This window comes from Sulfurovum aggregans (assembly GCF_055385215.1).
Genome location: NZ_AP042387.1, coordinates 387,648 through 401,619, shown reverse-complemented (window position 1 = coordinate 401,619; position 13,972 = coordinate 387,648). Strand labels below are relative to the sequence as shown.

The window sequence follows — 13,972 nt, the reverse complement described above, 5'->3', positions numbered from 1 at the left end:
AGTTACTTCCCCATTGCCATACTTATATCTTGAAAAAATGGCAACGCACCATATCTTCCAGATAAGTATCCCTTTTCAAGGTCTTCAACCCCTTTCCTGGGGCTAAAGTCAGTTAGCGGATACAAAGTTGTAGCTCTATTTTGTTTTTCACAAAACCAAATCTGATCTCGTCTAAAAGTCTCTTGATTTAATATAGATGTTTCATGGGTAGTAAAAATCAACTGTGCATTAGATTTATTCATATCTTTATTATGAAACATTTCAATCAAAAACTTCACCATTAATGGATGAAAATTATCATGAAGTTCATCGATAAGAAGCACATTGCTATTTTCCAATGAGTCAATCCATGGACCTATAAAAGAAAAAAGCTTTCTAGTTCCATCAGATTCATCATCAAAATCAAGAGCCACCTTTTTTCCATAATTATCTAAATGGTAAAACTTAGCCTCTTTTATAACTTCTTTTCCCTTCATCTCCTTAATAATATCATCTCTAATCTCTGCTGGCATATCTTCTGGAAGCTTAGATGGATCAAAGTCTTCTTTTTCTACTTCAATATCTTCGATATCCATATCTGCTGTTTTCAGAAATTTTAAAACTTCTTTTTTATAATTATCGTCTGCACACATTCTCATAGTAAACAATGGATTCCAGCCAGAAACACCGGTGATTTTAAGTTTATCTGCAAACCAATCAAATACAGGTTTTAGTTGCTCACTGTTTAAACTCACCGCAGTAGAAAGGAATAATGCATTACTTCTTGTTGATTCTTTCCATACCTGTTTTTGTCCAGCTAACTTATCTCCAAATTGCCATTTATACTCTTGTGCTTCTTCATCATATGCTCTTGCGAACCAGTTTTGAGGTCTTGTTTTAGGATATGCAATAAGCCATTCTTCTGTAATTCTTATGTTTGTAGTTGCAAATCCGTATTGATATCTAATATCGTCATAAATGAAATTTATCTCAAATTCTGTAGGTTCATTAACCTCTTTATCAAATAAAAATGGTTTTACAGGAATTTTATCTCCTCTTTGATACTTTGAAGCACTCTCCAATACAATATCTTGCATTGCATCAAGTGCTTTTAGTATATTTGATTTTCCAGCAGCATTTGCTCCATAGATAGCTGCTGTTTTTACCAAAGATAAGTTTTTTGAAGATGTTGGGGAAAAAGTATGCGTATCATTAAACTCTTTTTGTGAAGAAGCTACCATGCTCAAAATCTGTTCTTCTTTGATAGAACGAAAGTTTTTTACCCTGAAATCAACTAACATATGGTTTCCTTTATGATTTAATGTCTTATTTTATCATTTTTTTGCAAATATGTCAATCAAAACACTACAAGAACCTGATTTTAAATGTATTGTGAAGAAATAATTGTTGAAGTAATAATTTGATTTAGTGGTAAAAAACCAAAAAAATTACCCATATTGTGATTATTTGGGTAAAATATTTTAAAAGTTACCTATATTAACAGAGGTTGATTTATGAATATGACCCAAGAGTACATTCCTACACCGCTACCCGTAGACCAAGACCTTGAAACAAAAAAGGTACTTAAAAAAATAGTCTCTGCCAACCGAGCACTGGCAGAACTCAAAGGTGCAGCACGCTCCATACCTAACCAAACCATCCTTATCAATGCGCTTACCTTACAGGAAGCAAAAGACAGCTCAGAGATAGAAAATATCGTGACCACACATGATGAACTCTACCGTGCGAGTATTCATGCTGCCAATGTTTCTCAGGCAGCTAAAGAAGTACAGCGTTACCGAGAAGCACTCTATCAGGGATTTGATCTAGTTACAAAGCATAAGCTCCTGCTTAAAAGAGATATCGTAGAGATACAGCAGGTACTAGAAGATAACAATGCAGGCATAAGAACACAAAGTGGTACGATGTTGAAAAATGACAAAACAGGAGAGGTTGTCTATATGCCTCCTCAAAACCATGAAGATATCCAAAGACTCATGGACAATCTGGAAAAGTATATCAATGATCCAGAAATGGATGAGTATGACCCTCTGGTAAAGATGGCTGTCATACATTATCAGTTTGAATCTATCCACCCATTTTATGATGGAAACGGTAGAACAGGCAGGATTATTAATATTCTTTACCTGATGCTACAGGGGCTACTTGATCTGCCTGTATTGTATTTGAGTTCCTACATCATTAAAAACAAGGCAGATTACTATCGGCTACTCAATGAAGTGCGTACTGACAATGCATGGGAAGAGTGGATCATGTATATGCTTGATGGTGTAGAAAAAACATCTATGCAAAGTGTTAAGATCATTGAGGGAATTACACGCTTGATGCAAGAGTACAAGAAACTATTGCGAGAAGAGATACCGAAAATCTATAGCAAAGATCTGCTGGAGCTTCTCTTTAAACATCCCTACACCAAAATAAACTTCCTCGTTGAAGAACTTGGGATTACACGAAAAACAGCGACTACGCATTTGCGTGCCATAGAAAAGCTTGGCATACTCGAAAGCATCAAGGTAGGGCGTGAAGTCTACTTTGTCAATAAAAAACTTTTTGGGCTGCTTCAAAATGGTGCAGTGGAGTAAAAAGAGGTAAAAATGACCTATATGATCATTATATGGGTAAAAAAATTAAAAAATTACCTATATTGTAGAGATATGGGTAAAAAGGTCAAAGATGAGTAACTGGATCAGAGAAGCAAAATATGTTGAAGAGAAGTTCCTAGAAGAGCTTAGTGCACTTGAGTGGGATATCCATGTCATTAATGACAGTGACAACAAATACAGAACAGACAAAGCACTTTTGGGGCGAACAAGTTTTAAAGAAGTGCTACTCACGGACAGACTCACTTCTGCTATTAGGCGGATAAACGGCTCATGGCTGAAAGACGAACAGGTTAAAGAGGTGATCTCTACACTCTCCAATATCAACGAAACTTCTCTTTTTGAAAACAATCTCTCTACTACACAATTGCTTATAGAAAATACTTCTGTAGATCTGAACCATGAAACGGGTACAAAGTCACCTACGGTTAAATATATAGATTTTGAAAATGTTGATAATAATGATTTTTATGCAGTATCTCAGTTTATGGTGGATGGGGCGGAGACTATCATCCCCGATATTACACTGTTTGTCAATGGGATTCCTTTGGTTGTCATTGAGTGCAAAGCTCCAGATATTACCGACCCCATACATGAAGCAGTTAAGCAACTCAAAAGATATATGAATACCAGAGGGACCCAGCAGAGCGAGGGAGCTTCAAAACTTTTTAATACCAATGCCTTTGTAGTAGCAACATCCCGAACACAGGCAAAAGCAGGAACAATCAGTTCAAAGTTGGAACACTTTTTAAGCTGGAAAGATCCTTACCCAAAAAGTCTGCAACAGTATGGCTCTGATGAGCAGGATATGCTAACCGCAGGTATGCTTACCAAACAAAATTTACTTGAAATCATGCGTGACTTCACCGTGGTCATGGGGAGTGGTAGGAAGAGAGTGAAGATAGTCTGCCGTTATCAGCAGTACAGGGCAGTAAAAAAGACGATTAAACGCATCTTGGAGGCTAAGTCTATTCAGGAGCGTAATGGCGTTATTTGGCATACTCAGGGAAGTGGTAAATCACTTACGATGGTGTTCCTTGTTAAACACTCTCGTCAGATCAAAGAGATGCAAAGCTATAAAATACTTTTTATTGTAGACAGAAGTGATCTTGAAGAGCAGCTTGAAGAGACAGCAGCACTTACAGGTGAAAAGATCGGTGTTGCCACAAGTGCCAATGATCTGAGAAAAAAACTTTCCAATGATGTAAGTGATATCACCATGACAATGATGCAGAAATTTAGTGATGATGCCATGCTGAGTGACAAAGAAGAGATCCTCGTACTCATCGATGAAGCACACAGAACACAGTACTCCAAGCTGGGAGCAGCACTCCGTACAGCATTGCCCAATGCAGTCAGACTTGCATTTACGGGTACACCTGTAGATAAAACATTGAACTCTTTTGGATCATACATTGATACGTATAAGATCCAACAAGCTGTTGCTGACGGAGCAACGGTACCTATTATTTATGAAGGAATGACCTCTAAAGATGCTATAGAGAATAAGGGTGAGTTTGATGGCAAGTTTGAAGATCTTTTTGCAGATCTCACTAAAGAACAGCAAGAGGAGATCAAAAAGCGTTATGGAACCAAGGGCGATATCCTTGAAGCTCCTAAGCGTATAGCACTAATAGCTAAAGATATGGTACGTCATTATGTGGAGAACATCCTTCCTAATGGATATAAGGCACAAGTAGTAAGTTCATCACGTAGAGCAGCCCTAAGATACAATGAGGCAATCAAAAATGCATTAGAAGAGTATCATGAAAAGATGTCTGATACCAATCCCTATAAAACACTTGTAGGTAAATTGAGCAGTGCCGTAGTGATCTCCCATCAACACAATGACAACCCTGATGAATTTCCTAAGGCATTAACAACAAAAACACACAAAAAACAAAGTGTTGCAAGTTTTAAAAAACCTCTTTTTACGATAAACCCTACTGAAGCTAAAGAAGGTGAAGAGGCATTTAATCCAGAGAAAACGTCACAACTGGCTTTTCTTGTGGTGAGTGATATGCTACTCACTGGCTTTGATGCTCCCATAGAGCAAGTAATGTATCTGGATAAAAAATTGACAGCACACAATCTATTGCAAGCCATTGCCAGGGTTAATCGTACTTATGAAGGTAAAACCTGTGGATTGATAGTTGACTATTATGGTGTAGGAGCACACCTGAAAGAGGCTTTGAACAATTATGAATCTGAAGATGTTCAAGATATTATGACTGATAAATCTGAAGAACTTTCGCAGCTTGAATTGTCACACAGAAAAGTGATGCAGTTCTTTAGTGAAAAAGGTATTGAAGAGATAGATGATACCACACTGGAAGATGCTGTCATTCTTTTGGCAGATGAAAAGTTAAGACAGGAGTTCAAAGTTCTGTTTAGAGAATTTACCAAACTCATAGATTTTATTTTGCCAGATCCTATTAAGAAGTTTTACCTTGATGATGTCAAGGTTCTAGGACTCATAAAAAATGAAGCTGGACGACGCTACAGAGATGTAGAACTGGATATTGAGGGGATAGGAGCAAAGGTAAAGGCTTTGATCAATGAACACCTAGTGAGTGAAGGTATTGAAACTAAAGTAAGACCCATTTCTATTTTTGATGATGAGTTTGAACAGGCTTTAGAGGGTAGATCCAATAAAGCTGTTGCTTCAGAGATGGAACATGCATTACGCTATACGATTCGCATCAATCTAAACAAAGACCCTATACACTACAAATCACTTGCTGAAAAATTAGAGAAGATCATCGCCGAGCATAAAGGAGAGTGGGATAAGCTGGTTAAGAAACTATCCAAGTTCAAAGAAGAGGTTCAAAGCGGCAGAGAACTACTGGAAGTATTTGAACAGATAGGGTGTGAAGTGTGTATGCCTTATTATGATTTTTTTAAAAGTTTTTATAGAGAAGAAGAGTGTACTGATGAAGTATGTGATATGATTATTGACCTTGTTATCAATAGTGTGGAACAGGCTTCACGTGAAATTCAGAGGGTTGACTTTTGGGGAGCTACAGGAGAAAGTTCTAGAAACAGTTTAGAAAACTATTTAGTTGGACTTATTGCCAATACAAAACAAAAACAACTTATTAAAAATATATCAAGTATCAAAGAGCAATTTATGAGTATCACTAAGGAAAATTCTAAGACTCTGGAGGAGTTGGAACTTGCTAATTGATTATGATGTTATCCGTTCTAACCGTACATCCCTTGGTATTACCATTGAAAGAGATGGTAATATTGTGGTGAACGCTCCTCTGGAGTTAGATGACCTTGACATAGAAAAGCAGGTTTGGAAAAAACGTTTATGGATATGGGAAAAACTTGCAATTAAAAAGATACATCAAGAGAGTCAGATAACAAAGAAGTTTATCTCAGGTGAAAGCTTTTACTATTTGGGTGCTCATTACAGGCTTGAGATTATAGAAGGAGATACTACTTTAAAATTGAAAAATGGATGGTTCCAGCTAGGTAGCAAACATCAAAAAAAAGCCAAAGAGTGTTTTAAAAATTGGTATAGTGATCATTTGAAAAATAAGATTCATTCCAGATTGAAACTTTTTGAACAGCGATTGGCTATAAAAGCTCCAGATTTTCGAGTAATGGAACTGGGGTATCGCTGGGGGTCATGCAGCAAAGAAGGCAATCTCAATTTCAACTGGAAAATCGCTATGGCTCCAGTGGGAGTTATTGATTATATTATTGCTCATGAACTGGCACACCTTAAGGAGCATACGCATAATGAGCGTTTTTGGAAAGAAGTAAAACGGTTAATGCCTGACTATATGAAGCATAAAGAGTGGTTGGCTCATCATGGGGCAACTCTAGATTTATAATAAGGAATTCCATGAGTGATAGATGTTTATATACAAAAATAAAAGATAGTTACGATAATGCTACGCTTAATCAGTTAATAAAAAAGATTCCAGATTTTAAAAAGTTTTTAATTTGGTATATTGTTTTGTTCTTAACAGCAGTTTTGTCTTTTGCTTCAATAACATGGGATAATCCTGCTGATGATTCATTTCTTTTAATCTTTAAACCTATAATTTTGGTGTTAATTACTTTAACTTTAATGATATATATTGTGATGTATAAATTAGCACAAGTATTAAAAAAACATTATTCTAGTGATAAATATAATAAACTTGATACACATCGAAAAGGCTGGCAAGCAGCAAGATATCAATTATTTAAAGAATTATTGGAAAAGTTAAATATAGAAAGTTTAGATAAAATTTATGTATATATAAAAGAAGAAAAAGATTTTCCTAGAGAAACACTTTGGGATCATAAATTTATTGTCACATTTATAACTTTTTTAATGATTTCATGGGGTGGAGTAGTGAAAACACTTGCTACTGACGGAACAAAGTCTATTTTGATAGGCGTTTTTGCTATATCATTAATATTGATACCACTGATATGGATGTTTCTATCTGCTATACAAACAGATAATGAAAAACATAAAGAGTTAAAGCTTTTCTTATCTTGGTATGAATGTGAATTTTTAGATGAAAAAAAGGAAGAAGAAACTTATTTATGACAAAAACACAAAAATACCTAGAAGCACTCAAAACCTTTGATGATTGGGTCATCGTCTCAGAATGGGCTGTGAGAGTAGGGGAACTATATCCAGATATATTAGAAGCAGCCAATGAACAAGCAGCAAATCAAGCCAATGATACTACAGGGCTAAGAGAGCTTGCAGCTCGTATCAGCTCCAGACTCTCTACAGGTGGATTTCCTGAAGTAGAGATAGATGACAGTGAAAGACCTCGTAAAGTACGCTATATCTCCGAAGCTCAAAAAGAAGAGCGTATAGAAGAGGAATTAGAGGCAGATATAGAGCCACTTACCCGTGCAGAACGCATACGCCAAGATACACAAGCCCTCACAGAGATAGAACGCTACCGTATAGAAGAGTTTGAAACCATATCCAAACAGTTAAACAAGTTTTTCAGCCTCGATTTTGAGGTAGATCATGCCTTTGCCTTACTCAGCCCTACAGAAGCAGGAAAACACCATCCAGACAACCTACAACTACTCATAAAAGCCCACAACGGAAAGAAAAACAAAAAGAACTGGCAACGCTTCACCCTAGATGAGCAAAAAGAGTATATCAAGCAAGTCATAGCACTACAGACTATGATAGCCTCTAGGCTAGAGATTAGTTTGGTAGATGATGTTTTGGATTCTTTGTTGGAAAGATTAGATAGAATTTATTAAGATGAAAATGGGAGGAGGAGATAAATGGATAAAACACTACTAAAACAAGCACTAAAATTCAAAAACAATACCCCTACATACTCCCAAACAACATACTTCAATGAACTAGCTAAAGAGTATCAAAAAGAAAATGATCTCTATTTTATAGAGTTGAAATTAAGACAAAAGAGTAAAGTACTAGATTGGGAGAAGTTCTTTTTATTTCTCTCTGAAGTAGGTAATGATGGTAAAATAATCTCCTCTTTTGAAGATATAGAGTGTCTTTTAGCTCCCACAACTACAAGGCAAGAGAACATAGAAAACACAGGTGACAGCAAGAGCCGTTACATTGCAGTATTTGATGGTGTGGTGATTTTTCAACATACCAATGAAGAACCAAAACTCTATAAAAGCCCTGATGAGATTAGAGTAGATGACACTCCTATTTTAGCAGTGGAAAATGGAGAGACTTTTTTAAATATCTATGACATTGCATCTAAATTTGGTTATGGACAGTTTATTTACCTAGGTGGTATGAGTAACAGTGCTACAAGAGCGTTTCTCAAAGATAAAAATGTAACTTTTTTCTTAGATTATGACATCGAAGCAATACGTATTTATGATAGTTTTAAGTGTAGGAGTAAACGCTTTTTCAGGCATCCTGAACTTGAGAACTATTTTGCAAACACCAAGTACCAAAATGAAGAGCTTTATCGTAAACAGCTCTCTGCTTTGCCTACAAAACATGATGAGTTGCAATGGCTGATTGACTTGATCAATCAATACAGTGCAGTGATAGAACAGGAGGTACTTTAGTATGACACATATTGAACTTATCTCTTTGATGAACAGACACAAAAAAGTGATTGATCAAGCATATAAGGGAGAGATACCTTCACATATCGATACGGCACTATTTGAAGCAGAGATCTTTAATAAAATAGGGGATCGAGTTGTCCTCAATGAAGCCTATATTCAATTTATCAATACCATGCTCAAGAGGGTAGAGTATGGTGTGATATTTGGAAAATATGCTGAAGAGTTACAGCAGCTTGTAACGTATAAAAAAAGATTTTTAGAAACCTCAGATAAAACGTATCTCAATCGTATCCGTAAGGGGATAGAAGATGTTTTCCTAAAATTTAAACGAAGAGATTCGGATATTTCTGTACTCATAAGTAGAATCGTCCATGAAAATGCTCTAAGTTTGGAAGTAATTTTGGATGATGCAGAGCATATTCTCTTACAAATGCAAGAGCTCTCAAATGCCAGTACCCAGACATATGATATTTTCTCCAAAGAGATCGTTGGACTGAGTAAAGAGATTGATGATCTGATTATTGATGTGAAGATCGATATACAGCGGTATTCAGATAATCTACATAAGTACATTCATAGACTCAATGGATTTATACTCCGAACGAAACAGCGAAAAGAGCAGAACAATAAAATAGCTGCATTGGCACAAAAGATCATGGCAGATGATGCCACTGAACTTGAAGCACTTTTAAGAAGTGACCATGAGAGCCTGCATCATACCTTTGGAAATACTAAAAAGCATAAAATAAAAACAGTGCCATCTGAGCAGGATATAGAACAAGATCGTTTTGCTGTTATTTTGCGTCAAGTATTTACTTTTGAACCTCATAAAGCAATTAAGGCACCTCAAACAATCTATAAAAAACAGGAAGTAGAAGATAAAGTAGTGTTGAATTATCAGCTGTTACTTGAGGATATTCAAAAACATATGCCTAAAGATCTCTTTGCATTTATTTTAAAGCATGAGGAGATTGAAAAATTTGATGCAGTGCAGACAAAGCGTTCTGAAGCCTTTAAAGCATTTTTGATGACCGTGTCTGAACATAGAGAACATACGAAAATAGATGATGGATTTGGATCGCATCATATAAGGAGAGTGGCATGGATATAGCAAGTGTTTTTGAAATTTTGTCTCAGGGGAAGATCATTTCATCTAATTCAAAAAAATATAGCGAATATACTCGACATCTTATGGATGAAGAGATCTTTGATGAATTCTATACAGCAGCATCTACCTTGGGCTATATCTTGCATGGTGAAGGAGGGTATTTTTACCTCTCAAAAAAAGGACAGATGAATAAAGATGAGATGGAAGCGTATATCATCAAACACAAGGATGCAATCTTGGCTATCTCCATACTTAGACAGTTGCGTCCACAGATAGATAGAGGAAGCTTTATTGTCTATACAGATTTGATACATGAATACAAAATGCAGGAGAAAGAAGACAGTTCAATCTCTAATAGGCTTAATATGCTTGTGTCAGGTAAAGGTCATGTAGATCTTAAAAGTGCTTTTGATGCACTGTTTGATCGTCTAAGAAAGTTTGACCTCATAGAAAGAGTAGGAGATCATGATCAAGATAAGTATAAAGTTCTTGATGCTATTGATTACTATATCAAGATTATAGAGCTTTCTGAGCCTAACACCAAGGAGAGCAAATGATTAGACGAATGATACTGATTAACTCAGCCAATTTTGACCTTGTAGATATTGATCTCTCTAAAGATGTGTTTTTCCTTGGTGATAATGCTTCAGGTAAGACAACAACAACCCGTGCAATTCATTATCTCTACAATGCAGAGGGTAGACAACTGGGGATCCCTAGCGATAAAGACTCTTTTGAAAAATACTATTTTCCTTATGACAACTCTTATATTATTTATGTGTTTGATGACTTTTTTATTATGGCATTTAAACGAAGTGGGAAGGTACAAAAATGGTTTAGTAAGCAGCCTTTTGATTTGGAGAGGGTTATTGCTAACGGTACACTTGTAGAACATGACCATATTAGGGCTTATCTTAAAAATGTAAGCTCATACCGTCCACAAACCAATGCTGAGTATAGAAAGATCATTTATGGACAGGAGAGACGCTATTTGGACTTCTCTATAGCCTCAATAAAGAATTATGATGCATTTTTGGAAGTGTACAATATGGTCTTTAATGTGGATAAAGCCATTGTAGATATGAAGAGTATCAAAAAAGCGATACAAAAATCTTTGCAAAAGGATGATGAGATTCTCTCTCTGGATTTTGATACATACATTACAGATATGACAGCTTTTACGCGTGACTATAACTTTTTCAAAAAGTTTGACAAGCAAAGAGACAACATAAAAAAAGCTGTAGGAGTGATGGAAGAGCTTGTATCCCTGGAAGAGACTATACAAATGTTACTTGGAAAGATAAAGTTTAACCAGGAAATGGATAAAGAGAAACTGCCTCAACTCAAAGTTGCCTATGAGGCAGAAGAGGAGGCATTAAAGGCTTCAAGACGCAGAGTGAAACATTGGGAAAAAAGATTAGAAGTCTTGGAGAATAGGGTAAGGGATCAAATTACTGATTTTATTATAAGGATTAAAGAGTTAGAGGTATTAGAAGAGAAATACTCACCCATCCATTATGAAGAGGCAGTAACTATAGCAGCAAAGAAGAGTGGGCTTGAAAAAGATCGTGATAATCTTACTATCTCCATACGAAAGCTTGAAGAAGAGCAAAGCAGTATTGTTAAAGAGATTGAAAATAGAATAGAACAGTTAACACGAAAAATTGAAGTTGATATTTTAGAAGAAGGAAAGAAAAGGCTTCGTGCCCTTAAAGAGTCTGAAGAGAATCAATGTGATAATGATATTGCAAGTATAGAAGCTGAATTTGTAGAAATATTTGCAGAGATAGAAAAAAAGATAGAGGCGTTACAAAATGCTCTATCTTTGGAAGAAGAAAATGTTGAGACACTCAAAAATAGCTATGAATCACAGAGTGATAACTTGTCTCAGGAGTATGAAGCAGGGCAAGAAAAAAACAGTATAGAACAGGAAAAAATAGTAAATCAACTCACCAATAAAGAATCAGAGATAGATAGATTGTCTCGCCAAATTGTGCAAGAGGAGAGAAAGGTTGAGGGATATAAAAATGATTATCATCAAGCACGATTTGAAAGAGCTGAAAAACTTAACAGTGTACGCCTGTATAACAATACGAAAATAAAAGAGTATCAAACACTTTTGAGTCATGAACCTCATACGCTCAAAGCATTTTTGGCTGAAGAGGTGGATGGCTGGGAAGAGAATATTTATCCTGTAATAGATAAAGAGCTACTTTCAAAATCGTGTGAAGTGTTAAAACCAGTCGCAGATTTTAAATCTACCTCTACACTTTTTGGTGTGACTATGGATCTTACTTCTTTAGATGCTTACCCTACAGCAGAAGAGTTGCATGAAAAGATTGTGCAACATAAAGAAGACAGAAAGATCTCTCTTGTAAAAGCCAGAGAAGAAGATAGGGTTCTGAAGGCTGAGTATGATTATTTTCTAAATGTAGCAACGTTAAAAATAGATAACATCAAGAGTGAAATAAAACTAGAGCAAGATAATTTAGGCGTATTACAAGTAAAACTATCTGAATTGAAGCAAGAGCAACTACAGCGTAAAGAACGCTATCAGGACAACAAAGAAAAGCTCAAAGAGCAGTTTGAACTACAAAAAAAGAAGCATGTTGAGGAAATTCATCGTATTAAGCAAGAGATAAAAACGCAAAAAGATGAAGAGAAGATCCAAAACAATCATAAAAAACGTCAGATAGGGAAGCGTAAAGAAAAATTGGATTTTAATCTTAAAGCTTCAACAAAGAACATCCAATCTTGGATAAATAGTGAAAGAGATGAAGTTAGAAAAGAGATACAAAAGTTAGAGTCTGAAAAGAAAACGAAAACAGAAGATGAACTACTCAGTGAATATAGGAATCAAAGAACTGCAAAGGAAGATGAGCTTAAAGTGTGTTACCGTGCTGAAACATTTTTAGATGAATATGAGAAAAAACAAGAAGAGATTAGTACATTACCAAATATAAGAAAAGAGCATAAAAAAGCAGAGACTTTTTTAAGTAACATCAAGGGAAAGATAAGCAGTAAAATAGAAATATCAAAAAAACAATCTCAAAGTTTAGAGGCAGAACATCAGAAAAGCAGTGAGAGGCTCAAAAAATTAAAAGAGGGTATTGCAAAAGCGGATGCACTTGAGATTGATTTATCGACTATTGAAAAGATTGAAGAGCCAGGAGAGCTTGATGAACTTGTAAATGCATATGAATTACAAAATAGAGGATATCAAAATCTCAGAATTGATTTTAAGTCTTTACTCAGTAGATTATCTAGTTTGGAATACAATGCAATTATCGATATCAATCTAAGTATTGAGAAGTTTGATGAAGTGGCATCTATTGCTTCACTTGAGCACATTAAAGATTCACTTGAAGAGTTACATAAATTTAGTATGATCTCTTATGATAATCAAAAGAGATCAAGACATGCAGATTTTACCAACTACCTAAATAACATTATCCCTCAAAAATTGGGTACTTTTAATGATCTTGAAGATCGGTTTGAACAACAAAAAAATAGAATCAACAGAAATTTAAATAAGGTGGATTTTGGTGCGATCAGGCAGATCTCTTTAGAGATGGATAAATCCAAAGGTAATAATAACTCTATCGCTTCTTTGATGCAATCACTAAACAGTAAAGTAGTAAGTGCCAGAACGATGTTTGAAGACAAAGAATCGCTCTTTTTTGACAAGCCTAAATCAATTGAAAATATAGATGCTATTATTGAAACACTAGGTAAGATCAAAAAGCAGAGTGAGGGTGGGGCAATACATATCTTTGATACCATCGATCTTACTATCTCTTATATAGAAAATGGTGTAAAGAAAAAGGGATTAAGCCACTTAAAAAATGATAGTTCCTCTGGTGGGAATATTTTATTAAAAGTAGCAATTACTATCTCTATTTTAGCCTTGTTTGCCAATAAGGCAGACAAAGACACACCATTCTTTTTGATTGTAGATGAGATATCAAGACTCAAACATCAAAACCAAGAGAATCTCAAAAAATACATTAATGACCATGGCTTCAGAACACTCTTCATTACCCCAGATCCTGTTTATCCTGATCCTAAAGCAGCGATGTATTATATGTTTAGAAATAGCGGTAACGAAAAAGGTGGTTTAGAAATAGCTCAGATGAATATTGTTTAAAAAGGTAATTTTATTATTTGCTTAGATCTATTAGTGTCCACATGCTGTCTCTATGACCACTCTTAGTTTTTCTCTCTGAGA

General features: G+C 35.4%; 10 protein-coding genes. 9 read left to right on the top strand and 1 reads right to left on the bottom strand.

Going from position 1 to position 13,972, the window contains the following annotated elements; genetic code table 11:
* Positions 1-2: 2 nt before the first annotated feature.
* Entirely contained in the window at positions 3-1,280 is a 1,278-nt protein-coding gene (locus tag ACZ48W_RS01875) for an AAA family ATPase (RefSeq protein WP_464829284.1), read from the bottom strand.
* 219 nt (positions 1,281-1,499) lie between these two features.
* On the opposite strand from ACZ48W_RS01875, the gene ACZ48W_RS01870 reads away from it, so the two are divergent.
* From ACZ48W_RS01870 to ACZ48W_RS01830, 9 genes are all read left to right on the top strand, one after another.
* A complete protein-coding gene (locus ACZ48W_RS01870) occupies positions 1,500-2,582 on the top strand; it encodes a Fic family protein (RefSeq protein ID WP_464830456.1) in 1,083 nt (360 codons plus the stop codon).
* Positions 2,583-2,673: 91 nt separating this feature from the next.
* Positions 2,674-5,787, top strand: coding sequence for a type I restriction endonuclease subunit R (locus tag ACZ48W_RS01865; RefSeq protein WP_464829282.1), 3,114 nt, complete (start codon positions 2,674-2,676; stop codon positions 5,785-5,787).
* A complete protein-coding gene (locus tag ACZ48W_RS01860) occupies positions 5,777-6,445 on the top strand; it encodes a M48 family metallopeptidase (protein WP_464829279.1) in 669 nt (222 codons plus the stop codon). The genes ACZ48W_RS01865 and ACZ48W_RS01860 overlap by 11 nt, the downstream gene beginning before the upstream one ends.
* 11 nt (positions 6,446-6,456) lie before the next feature.
* Positions 6,457-7,155: a hypothetical protein gene (locus ACZ48W_RS01855; protein WP_464829277.1), complete on the top strand. Its 699-nt coding sequence runs from the start codon at positions 6,457-6,459 to the stop codon at positions 7,153-7,155.
* Positions 7,152-7,838 carry an HNH endonuclease gene (locus ACZ48W_RS01850; protein ID WP_464829275.1) on the top strand — a complete coding sequence of 229 codons (687 nt, stop codon included), beginning with the start codon at positions 7,152-7,154 and terminating at the stop codon, positions 7,836-7,838. The genes ACZ48W_RS01855 and ACZ48W_RS01850 overlap by 4 nt, the downstream gene beginning before the upstream one ends.
* A gap of 24 nt (positions 7,839-7,862) precedes the next feature.
* On the top strand, positions 7,863-8,633 hold the full coding sequence (locus ACZ48W_RS01845) for a hypothetical protein (protein WP_464829272.1): 771 nt from the start codon (positions 7,863-7,865) through the stop codon (positions 8,631-8,633).
* Between the two features lies 1 nt (position 8,634).
* Positions 8,635-9,747, top strand: a complete 1,113-nt coding sequence (locus ACZ48W_RS01840; RefSeq protein ID WP_464829268.1) for a hypothetical protein — start codon at positions 8,635-8,637, stop codon at positions 9,745-9,747.
* Positions 9,738-10,301: a condensin complex protein MksE gene (locus ACZ48W_RS01835; protein WP_464829265.1), complete on the top strand. Its 564-nt coding sequence runs from the start codon at positions 9,738-9,740 to the stop codon at positions 10,299-10,301. Before ACZ48W_RS01840 ends, ACZ48W_RS01835 begins: the two co-directional genes overlap by 10 nt.
* Positions 10,298-13,891, top strand: coding sequence for an ATP-binding protein (locus ACZ48W_RS01830; RefSeq protein WP_464829262.1), 3,594 nt, complete (start codon positions 10,298-10,300; stop codon positions 13,889-13,891). The genes ACZ48W_RS01835 and ACZ48W_RS01830 overlap by 4 nt, the downstream gene beginning before the upstream one ends.
* Positions 13,892-13,972 lie beyond the last annotated feature (81 nt).